Genomic DNA, 22,609 nt, shown 5'->3' on the forward strand with positions numbered 1-22,609 from the left:
ATGCAAAAGGATGTTTTACAGACGGCTGATACGCCGCGTCGGGTGGTCGTGACCGGTTACGGGGCGGTGACCCCGCTGGGGGTGAACTCCACCGAAAGCTGGGCCGCGATCATGGATTACACCCCCGGCTACCGCTACTGCGACAAATCAGCTGCGGGGATTAAATCCCGTTTTTACGGCCTGATTGATCATGAACCTTCGCTCAAAGGCGTGCCTGCGGCAATCCGTCGCCGCCTGCCGCGTTATGCACGGCTGACGCTGGCGTCTGCGCGGGAAGCCATGCAGATGGCGTTTGGCGATGACAAACCGGAGCAACATTACGATTTGCGCGACTGCGGCGTCATTATGGGCACCGGCTGGGCGGGGCAGGATGAAACTCAGCTGCATTACGAAGACTATCTGCGTACCGGTATGGGATCTCCTTTTGGCTGCTTTTTCTCCATGCCGAATTCCGCCACGGCGGCAGTCAGTTTGCTGTGGGGATTGCGTGGCTATCAGAACACGCCGGTGGCGGCCTGTGCGACCGGAACCATGGCGGTCGGCGACGCTTTCGAACTGATCCGCAATGGCCGGGCCGGCATGATGCTGGCGGGCGCGGGAGAATCACTGCGTTCTGATTCGGCGGTATGGAATATTGACGTGCTGGGCGCGCTGGCCAGTGAACAGGAAGAGATCACCCGCGCCTGTTGCCCGTTCAGCCTGCATCGCAACGGTTTTGTGCTTAGCGAAGGTGCGGCGGTGCTGTGTCTGGAAGAACGGGAATCGGCCCTGGCGCGCGGCGCAAACATTCTCGGTGAGATCCTGGGTTACGGCAATTTCTCGGATGCCTTTGATTTTACCGCACCGGCTGAAGACAAAATTGCGCGGGTGCAAACTATCCGCCATGCGCTGGCGCAGGCCGGTATTGCCGCCAGCGATCTGGATTATATCAATGCGCACGGCACCTCTACGCCGCTCAACGATCTCAACGAAACTGAAGCGATCAAGATTGCGCTGGGCGAAACGGCGGCTTACGCCACGCCGTGCTCCAGCACCAAATCCTATACCGGACATCTGATCGCGGCGGCAGGCAGTTTTGAATCCATCGTCTGCCTGCAGGCGCTTGCGCATCAGATCATGCCCGCGACCTGCCATCTCGATGCGCCCGATCCGGCGTGCGATCTGGATTACGTCGCCAACGTGCATCGCCCGGCGGTACTGAACACCACGCTGAATCTGAGTTTCGGTTTCGGCGGGGCGAACGCCGCGCTGGTGATCGGAAGGGGGAAATAATGCTGGCGGGTGACACTCTGCGTTACAGCCTGTCGGATGCCGAACGCTGGGCGGCATTTTCCGGTGATTACAATCCGATCCATTTTGACGCGGCTGAGGCGCGGCGTCTTGGTCTGACCGGATTATGCGTTCACGGAATGCGCGCAATGCTGGATATGAAACTGGTACTGACTACTTCGCAGGAAAAGCATGGGTTAACGGCAGACGGACTGATGTTCACCAGCCGTCTGCGCGAACCGGTGTTGTGCGACACGCCGTATCAGCTGCCGGTGCGCGAAACGCTGCGTGATGACGGGGTGCAGCTGAGCGCAAGCTTGCGTCATGCACAGACACAGCAGGCCAGCATCAGCAGCAAACTGACACCGACGAAGGCACTGGTGCTGTCGCCGCACACGCCGGGGAATACGCTGGCCGCGCAGGAACTGGCAACGCTGCATACTCAGTTTCTGGCTGTCGGCAGCCCGGTGGTGCCGGCGTGGAGCTTTCTCGACGCGGTGCTGTTTCGCCAGATGGTGAATGCCCCGCAGACGCTGGAAACCGTGCACAGTCTTTTACCGTCGCTTCAGGCGACCCGCCTGAGTGACGTTTTTACTCTGGTACAGGTGGTGCAGACGCATCATGAAACGCATTTTTCCCCGCGATTACTGACGCAGACAGGGCAGGGACAGCGTTTCGGCGCGATAGATTACGCCATCCGGCCGACGCTGGTTATGGGCGAAAAACAGCGCGGGCTGGTGCTGCTGGCAGGCATTCAGGCATGGCAGGCCGGTGAACCGCTGATGTCCGTCGCGGTCACGCTGAAAACCGGACCGCTGACGGAATAGCACACTGATTTTTTCATAATAAACAAAGACAACTGACTCACTTAAAGGAATAAAACATGGCGAATTATGATGAGGTTTACAGCAAGGTTTGCGAGATGCTGTGTGACGCGAAGGATCTGGAGCAGGAAGATCTCACCCCGGACATGCCGTTGTATCAGCTCAAACTCGACAGCCTGGATTACGTTGAACTGATGGTGCTGGCGAAGAAAGAGTTTGGCGTCACCATCGAGGCTGATTTGTTCGTCGATAACGTCAACATTACGCTGCGTGAGCTGTGCCAGTATCTCAGCGAAAAAGCCACTAAGCCATGAATGACGTCATGGGAAATCAATGGATTCTGGTCACCGGTGGCAGCCGGGGGATCGGACGCGCCGCCGTGCAGCGTCTGGCGAAAGAATGGAATGTGGTGTTTACCTGGTGTCAGGGCGAAAGCGCCGCCCGCGAGGTGGAACTGGCCTGCGTGGGGTTGCCCGGCCGGGTCGAAAGCCATCAGTGCGACGGGCGTGATGAGCAGGCGGTTACGCGTCTGGCCACTGACCTGCTGGCACGCTACGGCGCGCCGCACGCCATGGTACACAATGCGGGTATCACGCTTGATGCGCTGCATATTCACCAGAATGCGGATAACTGGCGCAACGTCATGGACACCAATTTAAACGCCATTTTCTACTGGAACAGCCAGTTACTCGAACCGATGATGATGCAGGGCGGGGGTTCGGTGGTAATGATGTCGTCGGTGACCAGCATAAAGGGTAACAGTGGCCAGAGCGCTTATGCGGCGAGTAAGGCTGCGATGATCGGCCTGGCGCGGACGTTATCGGTTGAACTGGGGCGCTTTAACGTCCGGGTTAACTGCCTGCTGCCTGGCTATATCGACACCGAAATCCTCGCGGATATGCCTAAAGACAAGCTGGTTGCACTGCGTAAAACCATTCCGATGAAACGTTTCGGAAAGGTGGACGAAGTGGCAGGCGCGGTGGCGTGGCTGGTCGGTGAAGACAGCAGGTACATGACCGGACAATCTCTCATTCTGGACGGTGGTCTTTCCGCCTGATCCCCCCCTTATCGTCTGCCTGACCCAAACAGGACGCATTGCGTCCTGTTTTTTTATTTTCGCACTGTCTCAGGTTCTTCCTGCTTTGCCTGTCCCCGAACATAGACGGTATAAAAACGACTTTTGGCGACCAGATCACCGTATATTTGGCACAACGTTCGGATGTTCTGCTTTTCCCCTGAAATAAAATCCCCGCCCGCGATAAAAATGCTTAAAAGGCCTCAGAAATTTCCTTGTAAAAAATTCCGGCCACAGGCAGGATAAAACGCCTCCGAAGTGCCGAAAATGAGAGAGTATTAAAGGGTAAGCGCGAAAAAATGCCCTGCTGATTGTCACGGTCGTGACAGGTTAAATATAATTCACAACAGTTTAAAAAGGGTGAATTATTTTAAATCACGCCTCCGTTGTGGCGAATGTGATATAAACTTAATTGTCAGTGCTGATAAGCATAATGCGTTGGTTTTTATTTTATTTGATGACGTTGGGTTTAGGACGTATATTGAAAATGAGTGAATTAATTTTACAGGTATCACTTTAAGGAGGGCTTGAAACACACAGGGTTATTAAAACCCCTGTTATTAAACGACGAATTAATGAACCGCTGTGCAGCAGGCGATCACTAATTCCATTTTCGGAAAGTGTTGAATGATGAGTGCCACTGAAATCAATACTTATCCGGGACGACATGAACATGAAGAGGCACTATGAAAAATCGTAAATACCTGACTCCGTCTGAGGTTGAGAAACTGCTCGAGGCGACGTTGCGCGGAAGGCACGCAGAACGGGATTATTGTCTGATCTGGATGTGTTTTATCCACGGTTGCCGGGTCAGCGAAATCAGTAGCTGGCGGCTCTCGGATATCGACATGGAAGGCAATAATATCTATATCCACCGGTTAAAAAATGGCTTCTCTACCGTTCATCCTCTCTATATGCGGGAAAGGAAATCGTTAATGCTCTGGATGAATAAAAGAAAGCAATACCGTGGTGCGGATTCAGACTGGTTGTTTCTTTCTAACCGTGGTTCTAAATTATCACGGCAGCGCATTTACTGGTTAATTAGAAATTATAGTCAGGCCGCTAATCTGACTATTAATGCCCATCCGCATATGTTAAGACACGGCTGTGGTTTTGCGCTGGCAGACAGAGGGATTGATACCCGCTTAATTCAGGATTATTTAGGTCATCGTAATATTCAGAATACGGTTTTATATACGGCGAGTAACGCCAAAAGATTTAAAGAAGTCTGGTAGTTAACCTGTAATTAATTGTTTCAATGGAGTCATTTTGAACTAAATTGGAGCATACTCTAATCAGCCGGTAAATTTCTGTCAATACTGAATGCACCCCTCCGCAGAAGTTTATTAAAATCATATCAAATTCAGTTGCTTACACATTTATTTGTTATTTCAGCACACCAGAAGCCTCTCGGTTTTTTCTTATATCCACTTCCCTTGATTTCCCGTGTCATTCTCACTCCGCCTGCCAATACGTTAGTTAAATCTCACAAAGTTCTCATATAAAAGCAGTAAACTCCGCACAATGTCATCTATTTGGCATAATAAACCAAAGGAGTCACTTTAGTTCAAAATGAATCGTTTGGGTTTCGGGGTTAAACCCGTCCGGCGGCTTATTAAGTGGGGTGGAACCTCATGAACTAAATAAAGGAATGACAGATGGTTTTGTCAAAACTAATTCGGACACCGGGAAAGGTGTTTCGATGTGCATTATGTTAATAGGAAAAATTTCGTGAAAAAGAATCTTCTTGCTGTTGCCCTGATCGCGTCTTCTGTATTCGCTTCTTCTGCTTTTGCAGCAGATGGCGCCGTTAACTTTACCGGCACTATCACAGATGCGGCTTGTACGATCGATACTGCTTCTCAAAACCAGGATGTCTTCCTGGGTAATATCGCCCGTACCGCGTTCCCTGTGGCGGGTTCACTGGCCGCTGCCAAAAAATTCACTTTAGTTCTGACCGACTGCCCTGACACCGTGACCGGTGCGACCGTGCGTTTCGACGGTACTCAGGTTTCTGGTGACAACACCGTGCTGGCACTGACTGCCGGTGACAGCACTGCCTCAGGCGTGGGTATTCAGATTTCTGACAACCAGAACAAAGTGGTTCCGTTGTACGAAGACTCCTCTGTTTATCCGCTGGTCAGCACTGGTCCTAACAACCTGGACTTCAGCGCCCGTTACATCTCCCTGACTGACGCTGTCACCGTGGGTGATGCAAACGGCGTGACTCAGTTCACCGTGGTTTATCAATAAGCCTTTTGATTCGCTTCAGTTGAATTAAGTCAGACCAGGGGAGTGTATCCCCCTGGTCTATTTGAATGGTTAAGACAGGCAGGAACACCATGAAAACATGGCGCGCTACAGCGGTGGCAGCATTATTAATGACCTTTGGCATGGCCGCACAAGCGGGTGTCGTGGTCGGCGGCACGCGTCTCATCTATGACGGCGGCAAGAAAGAATCCTCCATCAATATCAGTAACCCCGATAAAACGCCGTATCTGATCCAGTCCTGGGTGGATGGCGATGAAAACGGCAAAACAGCACCGGCAGACAAAGCGCCGTTTATCGTGACGCCACCTTTATTCCGCCTTGACGGTAATCAGCAAAACATTCTGCGCGTTGTGCGTGCGGGCGGTGATTTGCCTGAGACCAAAGAGTCGCTGTACTGGCTGAACATCAAATCGATTCCTTCCGCTGAGAAGCGGGAAAACACCCTGCAGATTGCCGTGAAGACGCGCATTAAGCTGATTTTTCGCCCGTCTGGCGTGAAAAGTACGCTGGACGAGTCCGCTAAAACGCTGACATGGAAACGCACCGGTAACCACATTCAGGTGACCAATCCGTCAGCGCATTACATCACATTCTTCAACGTGAAAATCAATGGCAGCGCGATGAAGAACGTCACCATGGTCGCACCGCAGTCTGACGCCAGTTTTGACTTACCGTCCGGCGTCACCGGCGGCTCATTGAGCTGGCAATTCATCAATGATTACGGCGGCACCAGCACACCTTTTATTGCCAGTCTCTGACCTGAATTCATAACCAGCAGAAGTCTGTCACGGCGGTAAACAAGGAAGGCGAGGGAGAAGCGCCAGAAATTCTGGCTGCGTTGCAACATGGAATTAACACAATGAAGAACAAAACGAAAAGTCATAATTCGACCGGCTTTACGCGTTCCCGGCTTGCCTGGCTGGTGTCGTGCCAGATAGCCATGTTAACGGGCGGAACACATCTGGCCAGCGCAGCGGAATATTTCAACCCGGCCTTACTGGAAATCGATAATCCTGCACAGGGTAATGCCGATCTGTCAATTTTCGAAGACGGGGATTTACAGCCGCCAGGCACTTATCGTGTTGATATTTATCTGAATGGATCAGAGGTCGATACCCGCGACGTAAAATTTACCCTTACGACGGATGCGGCGGGTAAGCAAAGCCTGCAACCCTGCCTGAGCGGCGAACTGCTGCGGGATATGGGTGTGAAGATTGGCATGTTCCCCGGCATTCAGGCGACAGACGAGTGTGCCAATTTCACCGGTGCGATAGCGCAGTCTTCTGCGGCTTTCCGCTTCGATCAGCAACGGCTGGATCTGAGCATTCCCCAGGCGGCGCTGAATTCGCAGGCGCGCGGGTACGTGTCTCCGGACAAATGGGATCCGGGCATTCCGGCTTTGCTGATGAACTACAGCTTCAGCGGCGCGAACACCGAAGCGCGGGAAAACGACACGCGTAACAGCAATACCTATTACCTGAACCTGCGTTCAGGGGCGAATCTGGGTGTCTGGCGTTTGCGTAACTATTCCACCTGGAACCGCGACAGCAAAGGCACTGACCACTGGGATTCCATCAACACCTATTTGCAACGTGACATTCAGATGCTGCGGAGCCAGCTGACGTTGGGCGACAGTAACTCGCCGACCGAAGTGTTCGATACCGTCCCGTTTCGCGGTTTACAGCTGGCCTCCGACGACGACATGTTGCCGGACAGCATGAAAGGCTATTCGCCGGTGGTGCGTGGCATTGCCAACAGTAATGCGCAGGTGACCATCCGCCAGAACGGCTATGTCATCTACCAGAGTTACGTGCCTGCCGGGCCGTTCGCTATTTCTGACCTCTATCCGACAGCAGGCAGTGGCGACCTGAATGTGACGATCAAAGAAGCCGATGGCAGTGAGCGAAATATGGTGGTGCCTTTCGCGTCGGTGCCGGTGCTTCAGCGCGAAGGACATCTGAAATACAGCTTCACCAGCGGTCAGTACCGCTCGTATAACGATAACGTCGAAAAGACGCCGTTCACACAGGGCACCGCAATTTATGGTTTATCGCATGGTGCGACGGTGTACGGCGGCTTGCAGGCGGCCAGCAAATACCAGTCAGTGGCGATGGGGCTGGGTCAAAACCTCGGCAGCATCGGTGCGCTGTCCGCTGACGTGACGCAGGCCTGGACTAAACAGGAAGATGCGCCAAAAGACAGCGGTCAGTCTTACCGGCTGCGTTATGGCAAAAGCTTTGTCGAATCAGGCACCAACTTCAGCCTGGCCAGCTACCGCTATTCCACGGCCGGGTTTTACACCTTGCAGGAAGCGCTGGAAAGCTACTCCGGCGGCAGCGGGTATTACAGCGATCATAAAAAAAGCCGCGCTGAACTGACCCTGAGCCAGAACTTGTGGGAAAAGGGCGGTGCGCTTTCCCTGAGTCTGGTGAAAGAAGAATACTGGAATAACAACCGGTCAACCCAATCAGGCAGCGTGGGCTACAACAACACCTGGGACGGCATTTCCTGGGGGGTTAACTACACCTATAACCGCAATGGCACGGACAGCAACGGCAACCGGACCTATTACACCGATCAGATTGTGGCTTTTAACGTCAGCGTGCCGTTGAGCAAATGGCTGCCGGGCAGTTACGCCACCTATAACCTCAACAGCAGTAAAAATGGCAATACCTCGCATAACGTCGGGCTGAGCGGCACGGCACTGCGTGATGACAATTTGAATTACAACATCAGTCAGGGTTACACCACGCAGGGGCAGGGTGCGAACGGCTATGCCAGCGCCGACTATAAAGGTGGCTACGGCGAAGTGAATGCCGGTTACGGCTACGACCGCAGCCAGCGCCGTATGGATTACGGTCTGCAGGGCGGCATTTTGCTGCATGAAAATGGCGTGACCTTCTCGCAACCGCTGAGTGAAACGGTGGTGCTGGTGAAAGCACCGGGCGCGGACGATGTCAGCATCACCAGCAATACCGGGGTTAAAACCGACTGGCGTGGCTATGCGGTGGTGCCTTACGCCACGGCGTACCGGCGTAACCAGATTTCCCTGGATACCTCAACCTTGCCGGACAATGTCGATATGACGCTGACCAGCACCACGGTGATCCCGACACGTGGCGCGGTGGTGCGTGCGGACTTTGATCCGAACATCGGCCAGCGTGTGCTGATGACACTGACCCGCGCCAATGGCGAGCCGGTGCCCTTTGGTGCTACCGCAGGGGTGAACAACGGGGACAAGGAAAACAGCAGCATTGTCGGCGACGGCGGCCAGGTTTATCTGTCAGGTATGTCCGACAGCGGCACGCTGACAGTGAAATGGGGTAATTCAGCGGCGCAGTCCTGTCAGGTGAACTATCGCCTGCCTGAACAACCGGCCACGTCGGGTATTCAACTTATTAACGGAGACTGCCGGTAAGGCGGAACATGGAAATGACCGATCGTATGAATCAATTAACCACACACGTGACTTCTCCACGCCAGCCCATTCTCCGCGGCGTGTCCGGGGGTAAAAAGGGCGCATTGTTCGGGCTGTTGCTGGCCGGTGGCATGCTGAGCGCCAACGTGCAGGCAAGTGACTGTGCCCCGACGGATGGGACAAAATCCTATACGTTCAACATGACTTATTTGTTGACCGACCCGACTCAAAACACGGCCGGAAAGATCGTCAACAACGCCTATGAATGGAACCTCAGCGGTAACTACAATGTGACCTGTTCCTGCACCGGCGACTATGTCGGGGGTTACGTGACCGCAAAAGTGCCGGATACCGGGCTGGCGTACAACGACGGTAACCTGAATTATTACAGTATCAACGAGTTTCTGGCAGTGGCCAGTCAGGTCTATATTGCCGGGGGATTTGGCGATTATAAATCGACGCCGTTTACCAGTGTCAGTAACCAGAATACCGCCACCAGCTGCGCCCGATATCCTTATGCCACGGGCGCCCGCGGCACCATTTCACTCTACTTCCGCCGGCCTTTTGTCGGTGTACAAACCATTCCGCTGACCAAAGTCGTGGATGTGTATATCGCGTCTGATCCGACCACGCAGTCGACCGTTCCTGTCTCGACCGTCTGGATGAGCGGCACAGTGACGGTGCCGCAGTCGTGCGTTATCAATGGCGGGGGTGTGATCACGGTACCCTTTGGCGACATCATGTCGGGCGATATCGCCACCAAAGGTCAGATGGCGAAAAACTTCACGCCGAAAAACGTCAATTTCAACGTGGCCTGCACCAATATTTCCGAAGGCGTCAATGTCAGTCTCTCTTTCCAGGGAACGCCGGATGCCAATGATCCGACCGCACTCTCGACCACTAACGCCGATGTGGGCGTCAGGATCCAGGACAGCGCGGGTGCAACCGTGGCACCGCTCAGCGGCCGCTTACCGCTGACGATGGATTACGCCACTCAGGCGGGCACGTCGCAAATTAACTTATTTCCGATTAACACCAGTGGTAAAGAGCCGGGCACCGGTGATTTCACCGCCACCGCGACTATCCGCGCAGAAATACAGTAATTCCGGAACGTGACCGGTAAGGGAATATCACCAAGATGAAAAGCTTAGCGGCATTTGTAATAACTAAAGGAAAAGCACCGGCGCTGTTTCTGGCGCTTGGACTGGGGCTGACGGCCAGCACGCTGTGGCAACCGGTCAGCGCGGACACCGTACTGAATATCACCGGCAATATTAAAGCGTCGCCGTGCACGGTCAGTCTGCCTTCCGGCGGAATGAATGTGGATCTGGGGCAGAAGATTCTGGCCTCGTCGATGGCTGAGGCCGGGTCATCATCAGACTGGAAACCTTTTTCGATTGCGCTGACGGCGTGTCCGGCATCGACCTCCGAAGCCACCATGACCGTGAACGGGACACCGGATGAGGCTGAAAGCGACATGTATGCCAACACCGGCAGCGCCACGCAGGTGCAAATTCAGCTGCAAAGCAGCGACGGTACCGCACTGGGAAACGCGGGGTATAAAGTTCAGAACATTGATACCGCCACCCGCAGTACCACGTTTGATCTGCGCGCCCGGGCGTACAGCGCGCAGGGGAAGGTGACGCCGGGGACGATTGTCGGCAGCGTACAAGTCACGTTTACCTACCAGTAAGCCCATTTGCACGCTCAACAACTGAGGGAAATCAGTAAGCACCATCAATAAAGAACGTAAGGATTTTGTACAGGATTATGTCCCTGTCGGGAATGTGACTGAGAAAACAAGGAAGCTATGATGAACAGTGTCGACAACCTCACGCCGGGTCATGTTGCCCGTGACGCTTTCCGCCCAAATTTACCGGCGGAAGGCGTACTGATTATGGACGCTTGTCCCGTTACTGCTCTGGGCATGAAGCGTGTACTGACCGCTTCCTGCGGCATCACAAAATCCGTCAATTATGTACAGCGCCTTGCAGGTATTCAGGCGGCCATCGCCCGCTCGCTACCGGCACTGCTTATCATGGACATTTGCGGCGAAAAGGAATCGGTGCTTGATGGCCTGCGCTTGCTGGCCCATCTGCAAGATTCACATCCGCAGATGAAAATTATCATCTGCACTGATTTCAGCGACCACCGCGTGCTGGAACTGCTGGCGTCTTCTCCGGCCAACGGTGTGTTACTTAAACACGAGCCGGAGCTGGCGCTGGTGCAATGTGTTTTTGACGTGATGGCCGGCGGGCGCCAGTGGCTGAGCCCGAAAGCCAAGAGGCTGGTGACGACCCCCGCGATGAAAAACCCGGCACTCACCGCCCGTGAACTCGAGGTGCTGACCTGTCTTTTCTCGGGCATGAGCGTTTCCAGCGTCGCACAGACGCTGCATCGCGATATCCGCACAGTGAGCACGCATAAGCGCAATGCGATGATGAAACTGGGTTTTCACAATGACAGTGAACTTTTTGCCCAGGGCTCATGGATGGCGAAGATTGGTCCGGCTGCCAGCCATTAATTCCGGTGGCAATAGGACATCCTCAAATGGAACGGTGCCGGGAAATGAAGCCCGGCAGCAAGGAGCAAGAGAGTTATGCATCATACTCATACATCGACCCGCGCTGTGGCGCTGATGGACAGCCAGCCGCTGACGCTCTCCGGACTGTCATCACTGATTACGTCCATTGACAGCGGCTGCGATATCCGCGTGAAAGAAACATGTCTGGAGAAAATCTCAGAAGCCCTGATGTATCAGTCCGTGGATATTCTGGTGACAGACCTGCAAAGCGCCCAGGAAAACCTGCACCAGGGGCTGGATATTCTGCTAAATCTCAGTGAGCAATTTCCCCGTCTGAATATGGTGGTTTATACGCTTTGCCATAATGGCAACGAACTGCGAAAGCTGGTCAACCAGCGCAATATCAGTCTGATTGCACGCGGTGAATCGCTGCGCGACACCGAGGATTATTTCAGACAGGCATTTGCCCGAAAGCGCGTCTTAAGCCCGCGGATCTGTTGCGACCTGGTGCGTCTGACTGAGCAAAACATTCAGGCTTCTGCACGGATCACGCGAAGCGAAACGGAGGTGCTGCGACATCTGTTTAACGGCATGGACCTGCGTGAAATTGCGCAAGCTAAGCAACTGAGCATAAAAACAATCAGTGCGCACAAATGTAATGCGATGCGCAAACTGGGTGTGAAAACCGATTCCGAACTGTTCCTGATGTTGAAAAACATGTGTTAAAAAAAGGTATTGAACAGGCCGTGAAGGGGAGGGGGCTGCGGGCGGGGGAAATGCCCCTTCATAAATAAAGCGGGCATTTCCGTTTCGGGGTGCAGAACACGATGACTATATATTGATGGCCCTGAATCGCTCTGCATTACTTGCCGTATAAATAACGGTATTTTGAATGTTTCTGTGGCCGAGATAATCCTGAATCAGCCGGGTGTCACAGCCTTTATCTGCCAGCGCAAACCCGCAAGCATGCCGGAGCATATGGGGGTGAACATTGACGTTGATACCGGCTTGTTTTCCATAGTTGCGTATTAAACGGTAGATCTGCTGGCGTGAGATCTGACCACCGTGTCGTGAGAGAAATAACCACTCAGTGTCTGGATCAAGATATTGTGAACGTACTTTCAGCCAGTCTTTAATTGCCTTAACCTCGCGGATCTGTAACGGGTGATGAACCGAAAAACCATTTTTCAGCCGGGATATGTGAACTATATTCGTTGCCAGTTCAATGTCGTTTACCCGTAACTTTGTGAGTTCACTGACACGAAGACCATGAATGAAACACATTAATAACATGCATTTATCTCTGACTGCGTTTTTTCCGCCCGCGGTTGCGGCGACCAGTTTCTCAATTTCCAAATGAGTGAGATATTTTCTCCCTGCCATTGTCCTAATCCTTTGAGCAATTCTTTTATTTTACAGGTTATTGTGCTTCATACGCGATGGTGAGCTATTTAAGCATTAGATTATACATTCAGCAAATGAATTATTCAGAGCGGGTATTATTCGACGTATTAGGTAATTAAATTTCGGTGTTTAGACCCAAAAAATATAATGTGATAATGAAATCATCATGCGTGAAATTAGTTTTCTGCACGCGCTGTATCATTTAAATATTATTTAAACAGGCTACATAATTAATTGTTTTAATTATCAATCTGAGAGGATCCTGGGATTATTCCTATTATATCCCCCCCTTATGACTGGCGTGTAAATCAAAAGCCTCCGGCGCGGGGATATTTGCGTGATTGTCACAAAATAGCCAAATGTAAATTTTACCGGTGACAACTCAGCACAGTACGTTATTTTCACTTTCCTGAGCCGGGCACGCCGTCCCGTTTGATTTAGGGAAAAGACCTCAAAACCTCCCTTTGTTCTCCCCATCGAACCTGCAGATGTTTGTCATGCTAAGCCTGAAATTGTGCCCGTGGTGTTTTACACGTCGGGTTAACGCTGACAGGAACCCCCGGTGGCTGAAGAAAGCGATCTCGAAAAAAGTGAGGCCCCCACCGCACACAGGCTTGAAAAGGCGCGTGAAGAAGGGCAAATCCCGCGCTCGCGCGAACTGACGTCCGTTCTGATGCTCGGCGGCGGGTTAACGCTGCTTTGGATGTCCGGCGAATCTATGGCGCGCCAGCTTGGCGTGATGATTTCGCAGGGTCTGAAATTCGATCACGGCATGGTCAGCGATGACCGGCAGGTGTTGCAGCAAATGGCGACCCTGCTCGGACGCGCGGTCTGGGCGTTACTGCCGGTGATTGGCGGCCTGATTTTGATCGCCCTTGCCGCGCCGTTACTGCTCGGCGGGCTGATGTTCAGCGGCAAGTCTTTTGCGCCCAAGTTCAGCCGTATGGATCCGATTGCCGGTTTCAAGCGTTTATTTTCCGGTCAGGTGCTGGCCGAACTGCTGAAAGCCATCCTGAAAGCGTTACTGGTGGGCACCGTCGCCGGATTGTATTTGTGGCACAAATGGCCGGACATGATGCGTCTGATGGCGCAACCGACCATTCCCGCGCTCGGCGAAGCGCTGAACATGGTGGTGTTTTGCGGGCTGATGGTCGTCCTCGGATTAACGCCGATGGTGGCGTTCGACGTGTTCTGGCAAATCTGGAGCAACCTGAAAAAGTTGCGCATGAGCAAGCAGGACATCCGCGACGAACATAAAAGTCAGGAAGGTGATCCGCACGTCAAAGGGCGTATCCGCCAGCAACAACGTGCGATGGCCCGACGCCGCATGATGGCCGATGTGCCGAAAGCGGATGTGATCGTCACCAACCCGACGCATTATGCCGTCGCGCTGCAATACAGTGAAAATAAAATGAGTGCACCGAAAGTGTTGGCGAAGGGCGCAGGGAACGTGGCACTGCGCATTAAAGAACTCGGTGCCGAACACAAGATTCCGATGCTGGAAGCGCCGCCTCTGGCGCGTGCGCTGTACCGGCACAGTGATATTGGTCAGCAAATTCCGGCCACGTTGTATGCCGCCGTTGCTGAAGTGCTGGCCTGGGTATATCAGCTGAAACGCTGGAAGCGTGAAGGCGGACTGATCCCGAAAAAACCTCAACATTTACCAGTGCCTGATGGTCTGGATTTTGCAGCAGGAGAGAGTGATACCCATGGCTAATCTGGCCGCGATACTGCGTTTACCCGCCAACTTTAAGTCCGGACAATGGCAGGTGCTGGCAGGCCCTATCCTGATCCTGATCATCCTGTCGATGATGGTGCTGCCGTTGCCGCCGTTCCTCCTCGACTTGCTGTTCACCTTTAACATTGCCTTATCCATCATGGTGTTGCTGGTGGCGATGTTTACCCAGCGAACGCTGGATTTCGCGGCGTTCCCGACCATTCTGCTGTTCTCCACCTTATTACGTCTGTCGCTGAACGTGGCCTCGACGCGTGTGATCCTGATGGAAGGTCACACCGGCGGCGCGGCGGCAGGGCGGGTCATCGAAGCCTTCGGCCACTTCCTGGTCGGCGGTAACTTCGCCATCGGTATCGTGGTGTTTATCATCCTGGTGCTGATCAACTTCATGGTTATCACCAAAGGTGCCGGGCGTATCGCCGAAGTCGGCGCGCGTTTCGTGCTCGATGGTATGCCGGGTAAACAGATGGCGATTGATGCCGATCTGAACGCCGGTCTGATTGGCGAAGACGAAGCGAAAAAACGCCGCAGCGACGTGACGCAGGAAGCGGACTTCTACGGTTCCATGGACGGTGCCAGTAAATTCGTTCGTGGTGACGCCGTGGCGGGTCTGATGATCATGATCATCAACGTGGTCGGCGGCCTGCTGGTCGGTGTTCTGCAACACGGCATGGATCTCGGTCACGCGGCTGAAAGCTATACCCTGCTGACCATCGGTGACGGTCTGGTGGCGCAGATCCCTGCGCTGGTTATCTCCACCGCAGCGGGTGTTATCGTGACCCGCGTCGGCACCAACGAAGATGTCGGCGAACAGATGGTCACCCAGCTGTTCCGCAACCCGCGCGTTATGATGCTGAGCGCCGGTGTGCTGGGCTTACTCGGTATGGTGCCGGGCATGCCCAATCTGGTGTTCCTGCTGTTCACTGCGGGCCTGTTAGGTCTGGCGTGGTGGACGCGCGGTCAGGAGCTGAAAAAACCGGCGACCAAAGAAGCGGCACCGGCGGCCTCAGACAGCGGCAAGCAGATGGTGGAAGCCAGCTGGCAGGACGTTCAGCTGGAAGATCCGCTGGGCATGGAAGTCGGCTACCGTCTGATCCCGATGGTGGATTTTGCACAGAACGGCGAACTGCTCGGGCGTATCCGCAGTATTCGTAAAAAATTCGCGCAGGAGATGGGCTATCTTCCGCCGGTCATTCATATCCGCGATAACCTCGAACTGCCGCCTGCGGGCTACCGTATTCTGATGAAAGGCGTGGAAATCGGCACCGGCACGGCGCACCCTGGCCGCTGGATGGCGATCAACCCGGGCAGCGCCATTGGTGAATTGCCGGGCGAGCCGACGGTCGATCCGGCATTCGGGCTGGCGGCGGTGTGGATCGAACCGGCCATGCGCGAGCAGGCACAGATTCAGGGCTTCACCGTAGTGGAAGCCAGTACCGTGGTCGCCACGCATCTGAATCACCTGATCAGCCTGCACGCCAAAGAACTGTTTGGCCGTCAGGAAACGCAGGAGCTGATGGAGCGGGTGAACAAAGAAATGCCGAAACTGACGGAAGATTTCATTCCGGGCGTCATTTCCCTCACCAACATGCATAAAGTTCTGCAAAACCTGTTAGCCGAGCGTGTCTCGATCCGGGATATGCGCACCATTATTGAAACGCTGGCGGAATATGCGCCGAACCAGCAGGATCCGAACGAACTGACTTCCGTGGTGCGTGTCGCGCTCGGTCGCGCCATCACTCAGCAATGGTTCCCTGGCAACGGCGAAGTACAGGTTATCGGGCTGGATACCTCGCTGGAGCGTCTGTTGTTACAGGCGCTGCAAAGCGGCGGCGGGCTGGAACCGGGCCTTGCCGACCGCCTGCTGACGCAATCCGAAGCCGCACTGCAACGTCAGGATATGCTCAGTGCGCCGCCGGTTCTGCTGGTGAATCACGCGCTGCGTCCGCTGCTGTCACGCTTCCTGCGTCGCTCACTGCCGAATATCGTGGTGATGTCGAACCTTGAAATGACCGACAGCCGCCAGATCCGCATGACGGCCACCATCGGTGGTGAATAAGATGTGCCGTCCCGCGCTGCTGTTATTGATCGCGCTGAGCCTGCCAGCCATGGCGGCCTCCGGCTCGTGGTCGGATACGCAGCGCGGTGTCACATTGCAAAACCGGGGCGTAATGATGTCGTCGGGGGCCTTAGCGCCACCGGCCTCCGCGCCGGTCAGAAGTCAAAACGCGCCCACGATCACCACAATCAGCTGGAAGTACCAACTGCTGGGCGCAAGACCCGCCGGATTGCAGGTGAAGCTGTGCAACACAGTAAATCATTGCGTGAATCTGGATGCAGACAGCGGCGTTACCCAATCCTTCTACGGCCAGACAGCCATCGCACCGCTGCGGCTGGTCTATTTCGTCCCCGGCGGCGGCGCAATGAATACCCCGCTGCGGGTGATCAGTAATGAAGTGATCGTGAATTATAAGTAAGCACTCGACCGTCTCCTGCAATCCCTGCAATCCCTAAAAACCTTCTGGAAGCCGTCTCCCATCCCTGGTTATTCCCTCTTAGCAGTCTGTCATCATTCCGTTAATGTTGCGCGTGTAGTGATTTGAATCGTCTAACTATCCTTTACATGGGGATAGTTTTATCAGAATATAGGGAATCTCAGGGGCATGGATGAAAGCTGTATTTGTAGAATTACCCGTTTTTGAAGCACATCGGTCTGCATATCTGACGGACGATGAGTACCGGATCCTCCAGAATGCGTTATTGCTTTTCCCTACCTGTGGAGATGTGATTATGCATACCGGGGGGTTACGCAAACTCCGTTTTCCTGATCGTCAGAGAAATAAGGGTAAGCGTGGTGGTACAAGGATTATTTATTACTGGTGGGTCGCAAAGGCGCATTTTCTTCTCATTACGGTGTACGGAAAAGGCGAAATGGATGACCTGACCTTCGCGCAAAAGAAGATGTTAGGACTGCTGTTGAAACAGCATAAGGCGAAACAAGAATGACAATGAAAAGGGATCTGTTTGCTGAGATTGCTGATGGCCTGAATGCATGGGGTGAGGCTGGTCAGGGTAAGCGTACGCTTAAAACGGTGGAAAGAACTGTCGGTCGTGAAGTGAGATTGAGCGCGGTTGAGTTAAAAGAGATTCGGGAGAACCTGAATATCTCTCAGGCAGTTTTCGCCTATTACCTGCAAACCGCTCTGACAACCTATCAGAACTGGGAACAGGGCAGAGCGAAACCTAACCGGCAGGCCATTTTGCTGATAAAACTGGTCGAAAAGGATCCGGCGACATTAGAGCAACTGGCGGGGTTGGTATAGATATCGCGGATATGAATTGGCGAACGGGAGAAGTGCTGAGGGGAAAACTTTCCCCTCGTTCGGCGTTAAACGGAGATCTTCCTGACGGTTTGCCCCGATACGGTTTCCTGCCCGTTCGGTCCGTAGAATTTCTGCGTCTGACTGGCGTTGAGGATCGCCAGCGCCTCAGTGTTATAGGCGATTTGGTTACCCAATAACATGCCGTTATGACGGTTAATCTGACTCAGTCTGGTGGTCAGTTGCACCACATCCTTCCACATCGCGGCGATTTCCGGCTGGCGGGAATAGGGTGCGGATTGTCTGAGGCGTTCGTCATGCTGACGACGCTGTTTATCAAGATAGTCTACCGTGGCTAACAATGAGCTTTTCTGCTCGGTGATATGTTGCAAGGCTGCACCATTAACGCGGCCTGAGCACAGTATCGTTTGTTCGTGATTAATCACTTGATCCAGCGCCTGCAACGTTTCAACCAAGGTAGTCATGGTCTTGATAAAGTTCTTCATCGGGCCTTATTACCTTCCAACTTTTTGTCTTTACACTGAGATCTTCAGTTTAAAAACCTTTGAGATAATCCTGCGTGTCCTGCAACAAAGCGTCGGCAATTTTGCCGGTATCCATGGTCAGTTTGCCGTCACGGATAGCTTGTTTCAGTTCGTCGACACGTGCCGTGTTGATATCCTGCGCACTTGACTGGGTCAGCGACGTTTGTGCTGAACTCAGGGTCACCGCCGTACCGCTGGTGGTGGTGCCAGAAACAGTGTCTTCTTTACGCGCGTTCTGTACTGAAGCTTCAGACGTGTCGCGTTGCTGGATCGGAGTTAAAGGTGAAACACCTTGAGTACGATCGATAGCCATAAATTTCTTCTCCAGTATGGGGACTCAGGGTTTTGAAAAATGTCACGAAAACCCTAAAAATGCCGTCGTGGGACGACTCTGATACGTTTGTTATCGACATGTGGCGAAATAACTTTAGCCTTTATTGCAGCTTTTTCTACAAAACCCCGCTGCAATACCGGATTAAATTTCCACCGTCACAGACCCATCCGAGCCTACCGTTCCGTTGACAATCACGCCTGACGGCATTCTGATCCTCACGGATTCATTCGCGGCAGCATTGTTCATCGCCTTACCGGCACTCGATACATTGAAACCACTGCCTGTTGCCTGAACCTGAACATCCTGCCCCGCGTGAACCATCCACGGACGGCGCAGCATGGAAAGCGTCAAAGGCTGCCCGATGCTGATATTGCGCAGCGTGATGCCGTTAACGGCCAGCTTACTGTCCAGCACCGCTTTAGGCGGTAACAAATCCAGACGCCCGGTTTTTTGTTGCATGTCTGTTTGCGCCAGATGCGATCCGGCAGGCACATTTTTCGCGGCCACCCAATAGGTGCCGCTCACCTGTACTTTGGTCTGCACATAGCTTTTACGCCCGTTACAGTTCACCGCCACCGAGACATTGCCCCAGGTGCGACTGTTCGGAGAGAGCATAAATTGCGGCGATAAACATTGTGGCTGACGGGCGCTCGGGGTGTTGACCACCACCGTGACCTGCATACCACTTTCCGCATATTGCTGGCGGAAGAACTGCTGAATTTGCGAGGACAGCAGTGTATCGCTATTGGATGAAGCAGGCACGCTTTTGACCTGCGTTGTCTGCGCATAGCTCATGCCGCCGGACGTCGCACCGATCATGATGCAGCCCAGCGTGATGCCTAAACGACGGATTGTCTGCCTGTTCATACGCAATTTACCTTTGTGCCAACCTACTACTGGCGACAAGTCTACGCTCACTTCGCAATTCCTAAAGGGACAAATAGCGCCCGATTTTATGCTTATTCAGACGATAGGTAGTTGACACTCGCATTTATGCTGTCGACTCCAAAATCTCACTTTGCGGAGGGCGCATGCTCGACAAATTGAACGCCGCACTACAGTTCCAACAGGAAGCGCTCAACCTGCGCGCCCAGCGGCAAGAAATACTTTCAGCCAATATTGCGAACGCGGATACCCCGGGGTATCAGGCCCGCGATATCGATTTCGCCAGTCAGTTACAGAAAGTGATGGAGCAGGGGCGTGCCAGCGGCAGCGGCATGTCGTTATCGCTGACCTCCGATCGTCATATCGCGGCCTCGAACGTTCAGCCCGCTGATATGGATCTGATGTACCGGATCCCTGACCAGCCGTCAGCAGACGGCAACACGGTAGACATGGACCGTGAACGTACCAACTTTGCGGATAACAGCGTGCGCTATCAGACCGATTTGACCGTTCTCGGCGGGCAAATTAAAGGGATGATGTCGGTGCTGCAAGGATAATTCATATGTCGATGCTCGGTATTTTTGATATCGCCGGTTCTGCGCTTGCCGCGCAGTCTCAGCGTCTGAACGTCAGCGCCAGTAACATGGCCAACGCCGACAGCGTGACCGGCCCTGACGGTAAACCCTACAAAGCGAAGCAGGTTGTCTTCCAGGTGGATGCGGCACCCGGACAGGAAACGGGCGGCGTGAAAGTGGCGCAAGTGGTTGATGACCCGGCGCCGATGCGCATGGTGTACGAGCCGGGCAATCCGATGGCGGATGCGAAAGGTTATGTACAGATGCCAAACGTAGATGTGGTCAGCGAAATGGTGAACACCATCTCCGCTTCCCGCAGTTATCAGGCCAACGTCGAAGTGCTTAACACCACCAAGTCGTTGATGATGAAAACTCTCACTCTGGGGCAATAGCGGAGCGAACCATGGCAATTACGACGTCGATTAATGACACCACTGATAACACGACGATATCCAGTACCAGTTCCAGCACATCGACCACCGGCACCAGTTCGGCAGAAGACTTATCCAGCAGTTTCCTGACCCTGCTGGTGGCGCAGCTGAAAAACCAGGATCCGACCAATCCGATGGATAACAGCGAGCTGACCAGTCAGCTGGCGCAAATCAGCACCGTGAGCGGGATTGAAAAACTCAATACCACCTTGGGCAGCATCTCCGGACAAATCTCCAGCGGGACTTCCGTGCAGGCCAGTTCGCTGATCGGCCACGGCGTCATGGTATCCGGCAGTGCGATCCTGGTCGGCAGTGATACCGACGGCACCGTCAGCACCACACCTTTTGGTTTCGAACTGGAAACCGCGTCCGATACCACCACCGCCACTGTCAGTGACTCCACCGGTAAAGTCGTGAAAACCATCACTCTGGGATCCCAGACTGCCGGGGTTCACAGCTACACCTGGGATGGCACACAGGATGATGGCACCAAAGCACCGGACGGCAGCTATACCTTCAGCATCAATGCCCTGAACAATGGTCAGCAAATGGTGGCAACACCGCTGAACTATGCACTGGTCAACGGTGTGACCACAGATTCATCCGGTAATACCGCGTTGGATCTGGGTGTACGTGGAACCGCTACCGTGGATTCCGTACGCCAGATTTTGTAAGCGAATAACTCAGACCGCTCCCTCCTCTGCGAAGGGGGAGGAGCTGAAAACACTTCACACAGTAAACGGAGCTAACATGAGCTTTTCACAAGCAGTCAGCGGTCTCAGCGCGGCATCAACCAACCTCGACGTGATTGGTAACAACATTGCCAACTCCGCGACCGTTGGGTTTAAAACCGCGACCGCCTCTTTTGCCGATATGTTTGCCGGTTCCCAGACCGGTATGGGCGTTAAAGTTGCCGCTGTCACCCAGAACTTCAACGACGGTACCACGACGTCTACCTCGCGCGGACTGGACGTGGCACTGAGCGGCAACGGTTTCTTCCGTCTGACCGATGCCAGCGGCGGTGTGTATTACTCCCGTAATGGTCAGTTCTCTCTGGATGAAAACCGTAATCTGGTCAATACCCAGGGCCTGAGCGTGACAGGTTATCCGGCAACCGGTACACCACCGACCATCGCGGCGGGCGCACAGCCTGTTGCCCTGAGCATTCCGACCACCATGATGAGCGCCAACGCGACCACCGTGGGGACGATGGTGGCTAACCTGAACTCTACTGATACCGCGATCCCGGCAGCGACCACGTTCAACCCGAACGATGACACCAGCTACAACTACGTCAGCACCATCACCACCTATGACTCACTGGGTAACTCCCACGATAACAGCGTGTATTTCGCCAAAACTGCCGCCAACACCTGGGATGTGTATTCCCTTGATGGCAGCGACGCGACGGCGACCGCAGCCAAAATCGGTACCCTGAATTTCAGCACCAGTGGCGCACTGACCAGCACCGATGACGCAGCGGGCAACCCGACGACCACTCCGCTGACTCTGACCCTGCCAATGAGCACGGCGACAAACGGTGCGGTGGATCCGCAATCCGTGGCGCTGAACTTCACCGGCAGTATCCAGCAGAGTACCGGCAGCGACAGCATCGGTTCCCTGACTCAGGATGGTTACGCCGCGGGTCAGATGACCGGTTACACCATCAATGATGACGGCACCATTTCAGGGACTTACTCCAACAACAAAACCCAGTTACTGGGGCAAATTGTGCTGAGTAACTTCTCCAACCCTGAAGGTTTGAAATCTGAGGGCGATAACGTGTGGTCCGCCACCGCGTCTTCCGGTCAGGCTGTGAACGGCATTGCAGGTGAAGGTGGTTTAGCCTCCATGACCAGCGGCGCGTTGGAATCTTCCAACGTCGATCTGAGTGCTGAACTGGTCAACATGATTGTTGCTCAGCGTAACTATCAGTCGAATGCGCAAACCATCAAAACTCAGGACTCCATCCTGAACACGCTGGTTAACCTGCGTTAAT

At 53.8% G+C, this 22,609-nt stretch carries 25 protein-coding genes; 21 read left to right on the plus strand and 4 right to left on the minus strand.

Translation table 11 applies throughout. The features are described from left to right. The 12 genes from J9880_RS16875 to J9880_RS16930 all read left to right on the plus strand — a co-directional run bounded on the left by J9880_RS16875 (position 1) and on the right by J9880_RS16930 (position 12,107). On the plus strand, positions 1-1,272 hold the full coding sequence (locus J9880_RS16875) for a beta-ketoacyl-[acyl-carrier-protein] synthase family protein (RefSeq protein WP_232769653.1): 1,272 nt from the start codon (positions 1-3) through the stop codon (positions 1,270-1,272). Further along, positions 1,272-2,096 (plus strand): MaoC/PaaZ C-terminal domain-containing protein, encoded by an 825-nt coding sequence (locus J9880_RS16880; RefSeq protein WP_131694388.1) that lies wholly within the window; start codon positions 1,272-1,274, stop codon positions 2,094-2,096. The genes J9880_RS16875 and J9880_RS16880 overlap by 1 nt, the downstream gene beginning before the upstream one ends. A 56-nt stretch (positions 2,097-2,152) precedes the next feature. Continuing rightward, positions 2,153-2,407, plus strand: a complete 255-nt coding sequence (locus J9880_RS16885) for an acyl carrier protein (RefSeq protein WP_095922316.1) — start codon at positions 2,153-2,155, stop codon at positions 2,405-2,407. An 8-nt stretch (positions 2,408-2,415) separates the two neighbouring features. Continuing rightward, positions 2,416-3,150 carry an SDR family NAD(P)-dependent oxidoreductase gene (locus J9880_RS16890; RefSeq protein ID WP_133824154.1) on the plus strand — a complete coding sequence of 245 codons (735 nt, stop codon included), beginning with the start codon at positions 2,416-2,418 and terminating at the stop codon, positions 3,148-3,150. A 704-nt stretch (positions 3,151-3,854) separates the two neighbouring features. After that, on the plus strand, positions 3,855-4,403 hold the full coding sequence (locus J9880_RS16895) for a tyrosine-type DNA invertase (protein ID WP_095922315.1): 549 nt from the start codon (positions 3,855-3,857) through the stop codon (positions 4,401-4,403). A gap of 496 nt (positions 4,404-4,899) precedes the next feature. Then, on the plus strand, positions 4,900-5,421 hold the full coding sequence (locus tag J9880_RS16900; protein ID WP_095922314.1) for a fimbrial protein: 522 nt from the start codon (positions 4,900-4,902) through the stop codon (positions 5,419-5,421). Positions 5,422-5,510: 89 nt separating this feature from the next. Continuing rightward, positions 5,511-6,197, plus strand: a complete 687-nt coding sequence (locus J9880_RS16905; protein ID WP_131694385.1) for a fimbrial biogenesis chaperone — start codon at positions 5,511-5,513, stop codon at positions 6,195-6,197. Positions 6,198-6,298: 101 nt separating this feature from the next. Further along, complete coding sequence (locus J9880_RS16910) at positions 6,299-8,857, plus strand: fimbria/pilus outer membrane usher protein (RefSeq protein ID WP_095922312.1); 2,559 nt, start codon at positions 6,299-6,301, stop codon at positions 8,855-8,857. 14 nt (positions 8,858-8,871) lie between these two features. After that, positions 8,872-9,960: a fimbrial protein gene (locus tag J9880_RS16915; protein WP_229921055.1), complete on the plus strand. Its 1,089-nt coding sequence runs from the start codon at positions 8,872-8,874 to the stop codon at positions 9,958-9,960. A gap of 35 nt (positions 9,961-9,995) precedes the next feature. Continuing rightward, positions 9,996-10,550, plus strand: coding sequence for a fimbrial protein (locus J9880_RS16920; protein ID WP_095922311.1), 555 nt, complete (start codon positions 9,996-9,998; stop codon positions 10,548-10,550). Between the two features lie 117 nt (positions 10,551-10,667). Further along, the gene (locus J9880_RS16925; RefSeq protein WP_229921054.1) at positions 10,668-11,381 is read left to right on the plus strand and encodes a response regulator transcription factor; all 714 of its coding nucleotides are present in this window, start codon (positions 10,668-10,670) and stop codon (positions 11,379-11,381) included. Between the two features lie 75 nt (positions 11,382-11,456). Continuing rightward, entirely contained in the window at positions 11,457-12,107 is a 651-nt protein-coding gene (locus tag J9880_RS16930) for a helix-turn-helix transcriptional regulator (protein WP_095922310.1), read from the plus strand. Between the two features lie 105 nt (positions 12,108-12,212). Here J9880_RS16930 and J9880_RS16935 read toward each other — a convergent pair whose 3' ends face one another. Beyond that, on the minus strand, positions 12,213-12,764 hold the full coding sequence (locus tag J9880_RS16935) for a tyrosine-type DNA invertase (protein ID WP_095922309.1): 552 nt from the start codon (positions 12,762-12,764) through the stop codon (positions 12,213-12,215). 583 nt (positions 12,765-13,347) lie between these two features. On the opposite strand from J9880_RS16935, the gene flhB reads away from it, so the two are divergent. From flhB to J9880_RS16960, 5 genes are all read left to right on the plus strand, one after another. After that, positions 13,348-14,502 (plus strand): flagellar biosynthesis protein FlhB, encoded by a 1,155-nt coding sequence (gene flhB, locus J9880_RS16940; protein ID WP_095922308.1) that lies wholly within the window; start codon positions 13,348-13,350, stop codon positions 14,500-14,502. Then, positions 14,495-16,579: a flagellar biosynthesis protein FlhA gene (flhA, locus tag J9880_RS16945; RefSeq protein ID WP_095922307.1), complete on the plus strand. Its 2,085-nt coding sequence runs from the start codon at positions 14,495-14,497 to the stop codon at positions 16,577-16,579. The genes flhB and flhA overlap by 8 nt, the downstream gene beginning before the upstream one ends. A gap of 1 nt (position 16,580) precedes the next feature. Beyond that, a complete protein-coding gene (locus J9880_RS16950; protein WP_119822403.1) occupies positions 16,581-16,997 on the plus strand; it encodes a flagellar protein FlhE in 417 nt (138 codons plus the stop codon). Positions 16,998-17,187: 190 nt separating this feature from the next. Then, positions 17,188-17,526 carry a toxin gene (locus tag J9880_RS16955; RefSeq protein ID WP_095922304.1) on the plus strand — a complete coding sequence of 113 codons (339 nt, stop codon included), beginning with the start codon at positions 17,188-17,190 and terminating at the stop codon, positions 17,524-17,526. A gap of 2 nt (positions 17,527-17,528) precedes the next feature. Next, positions 17,529-17,843 (plus strand): helix-turn-helix domain-containing protein, encoded by a 315-nt coding sequence (locus tag J9880_RS16960; RefSeq protein WP_195817528.1) that lies wholly within the window; start codon positions 17,529-17,531, stop codon positions 17,841-17,843. A gap of 65 nt (positions 17,844-17,908) precedes the next feature. Here J9880_RS16960 and J9880_RS16965 read toward each other — a convergent pair whose 3' ends face one another. The 3 genes from J9880_RS16965 to flgA all read right to left on the minus strand — a co-directional run bounded on the left by J9880_RS16965 (position 17,909) and on the right by flgA (position 19,586). Further along, positions 17,909-18,346, minus strand: a complete 438-nt coding sequence (locus J9880_RS16965; RefSeq protein WP_119822404.1) for a flagella synthesis protein FlgN — start codon at positions 18,344-18,346, stop codon at positions 17,909-17,911. Between the two features lie 49 nt (positions 18,347-18,395). Next, positions 18,396-18,698, minus strand: a complete 303-nt coding sequence (gene flgM / locus J9880_RS16970) for a flagellar biosynthesis anti-sigma factor FlgM (protein ID WP_095922301.1) — start codon at positions 18,696-18,698, stop codon at positions 18,396-18,398. Between the two features lie 162 nt (positions 18,699-18,860). After that, the gene (gene flgA / locus J9880_RS16975; protein ID WP_232769654.1) at positions 18,861-19,586 is read right to left on the minus strand and encodes a flagellar basal body P-ring formation chaperone FlgA; all 726 of its coding nucleotides are present in this window, start codon (positions 19,584-19,586) and stop codon (positions 18,861-18,863) included. Positions 19,587-19,750: 164 nt separating this feature from the next. Between flgA and flgB the strand changes: the two genes are divergently transcribed. The 4 genes from flgB to flgE all read left to right on the plus strand — a co-directional run bounded on the left by flgB (position 19,751) and on the right by flgE (position 22,608). Further along, entirely contained in the window at positions 19,751-20,161 is a 411-nt protein-coding gene (gene flgB / locus J9880_RS16980) for a flagellar basal body rod protein FlgB (protein ID WP_095922299.1), read from the plus strand. 5 nt (positions 20,162-20,166) lie between these two features. Beyond that, positions 20,167-20,571 (plus strand): flagellar basal body rod protein FlgC, encoded by a 405-nt coding sequence (flgC, locus tag J9880_RS16985; RefSeq protein WP_013575164.1) that lies wholly within the window; start codon positions 20,167-20,169, stop codon positions 20,569-20,571. Between the two features lie 11 nt (positions 20,572-20,582). Further along, positions 20,583-21,284 carry a flagellar hook assembly protein FlgD gene (flgD, locus tag J9880_RS16990; RefSeq protein WP_119822406.1) on the plus strand — a complete coding sequence of 234 codons (702 nt, stop codon included), beginning with the start codon at positions 20,583-20,585 and terminating at the stop codon, positions 21,282-21,284. A gap of 76 nt (positions 21,285-21,360) precedes the next feature. Beyond that, complete coding sequence (gene flgE, locus J9880_RS16995) at positions 21,361-22,608, plus strand: flagellar hook protein FlgE (RefSeq protein ID WP_095922297.1); 1,248 nt, start codon at positions 21,361-21,363, stop codon at positions 22,606-22,608. Position 22,609: the final 1 nt, after the last annotated feature.

This window comes from Rahnella victoriana (genome assembly GCF_021276285.1).
GTDB lineage: Bacteria > Pseudomonadota > Gammaproteobacteria > Enterobacterales > Enterobacteriaceae > Rahnella > Rahnella victoriana.

What these genes read in the sequence shown, in the direction of transcription:
- J9880_RS16875 (WP_232769653.1), top strand. Translation starts at nt 1, where the DNA reads ATGCAAAAGGATGTTTTACAGACGGCTGATACGCCGCGTCGGGTGGTC.
- J9880_RS16880 (WP_131694388.1), top strand. Translation starts at nt 1,272, where the DNA reads ATGCTGGCGGGTGACACTCTGCGTTACAGCCTGTCGGATGCCGAACGC.
- J9880_RS16885 (WP_095922316.1), top strand. Translation starts at nt 2,153, where the DNA reads ATGGCGAATTATGATGAGGTTTACAGCAAGGTTTGCGAGATGCTGTGT.
- J9880_RS16890 (WP_133824154.1), top strand. Translation starts at nt 2,416, where the DNA reads ATGGGAAATCAATGGATTCTGGTCACCGGTGGCAGCCGGGGGATCGGA.
- J9880_RS16895 (WP_095922315.1), top strand. Translation starts at nt 3,855, where the DNA reads ATGAAAAATCGTAAATACCTGACTCCGTCTGAGGTTGAGAAACTGCTC.
- J9880_RS16905 (WP_131694385.1), top strand. Translation starts at nt 5,511, where the DNA reads ATGAAAACATGGCGCGCTACAGCGGTGGCAGCATTATTAATGACCTTT.
- J9880_RS16910 (WP_095922312.1), top strand. Translation starts at nt 6,299, where the DNA reads ATGAAGAACAAAACGAAAAGTCATAATTCGACCGGCTTTACGCGTTCC.
- J9880_RS16915 (WP_229921055.1), top strand. Translation starts at nt 8,872, where the DNA reads ATGACCGATCGTATGAATCAATTAACCACACACGTGACTTCTCCACGC.
- J9880_RS16920 (WP_095922311.1), top strand. Translation starts at nt 9,996, where the DNA reads ATGAAAAGCTTAGCGGCATTTGTAATAACTAAAGGAAAAGCACCGGCG.
- J9880_RS16925 (WP_229921054.1), top strand. Translation starts at nt 10,668, where the DNA reads ATGATGAACAGTGTCGACAACCTCACGCCGGGTCATGTTGCCCGTGAC.
- J9880_RS16930 (WP_095922310.1), top strand. Translation starts at nt 11,457, where the DNA reads ATGCATCATACTCATACATCGACCCGCGCTGTGGCGCTGATGGACAGC.
- J9880_RS16935 (WP_095922309.1), bottom strand. Translation starts at nt 12,764, where the DNA reads ATGGCAGGGAGAAAATATCTCACTCATTTGGAAATTGAGAAACTGGTC.
- flhA (WP_095922307.1), top strand. Translation starts at nt 14,495, where the DNA reads ATGGCTAATCTGGCCGCGATACTGCGTTTACCCGCCAACTTTAAGTCC.
- J9880_RS16950 (WP_119822403.1), top strand. Translation starts at nt 16,581, where the DNA reads ATGTGCCGTCCCGCGCTGCTGTTATTGATCGCGCTGAGCCTGCCAGCC.
- J9880_RS16955 (WP_095922304.1), top strand. Translation starts at nt 17,188, where the DNA reads ATGAAAGCTGTATTTGTAGAATTACCCGTTTTTGAAGCACATCGGTCT.
- J9880_RS16960 (WP_195817528.1), top strand. Translation starts at nt 17,529, where the DNA reads ATGAAAAGGGATCTGTTTGCTGAGATTGCTGATGGCCTGAATGCATGG.
- J9880_RS16965 (WP_119822404.1), bottom strand. Translation starts at nt 18,346, where the DNA reads ATGAAGAACTTTATCAAGACCATGACTACCTTGGTTGAAACGTTGCAG.
- flgM (WP_095922301.1), bottom strand. Translation starts at nt 18,698, where the DNA reads ATGGCTATCGATCGTACTCAAGGTGTTTCACCTTTAACTCCGATCCAG.
- flgA (WP_232769654.1), bottom strand. Translation starts at nt 19,586, where the DNA reads ATGAACAGGCAGACAATCCGTCGTTTAGGCATCACGCTGGGCTGCATC.
- flgB (WP_095922299.1), top strand. Translation starts at nt 19,751, where the DNA reads ATGCTCGACAAATTGAACGCCGCACTACAGTTCCAACAGGAAGCGCTC.
- flgC (WP_013575164.1), top strand. Translation starts at nt 20,167, where the DNA reads ATGTCGATGCTCGGTATTTTTGATATCGCCGGTTCTGCGCTTGCCGCG.
- flgD (WP_119822406.1), top strand. Translation starts at nt 20,583, where the DNA reads ATGGCAATTACGACGTCGATTAATGACACCACTGATAACACGACGATA.
- flgE (WP_095922297.1), top strand. Translation starts at nt 21,361, where the DNA reads ATGAGCTTTTCACAAGCAGTCAGCGGTCTCAGCGCGGCATCAACCAAC.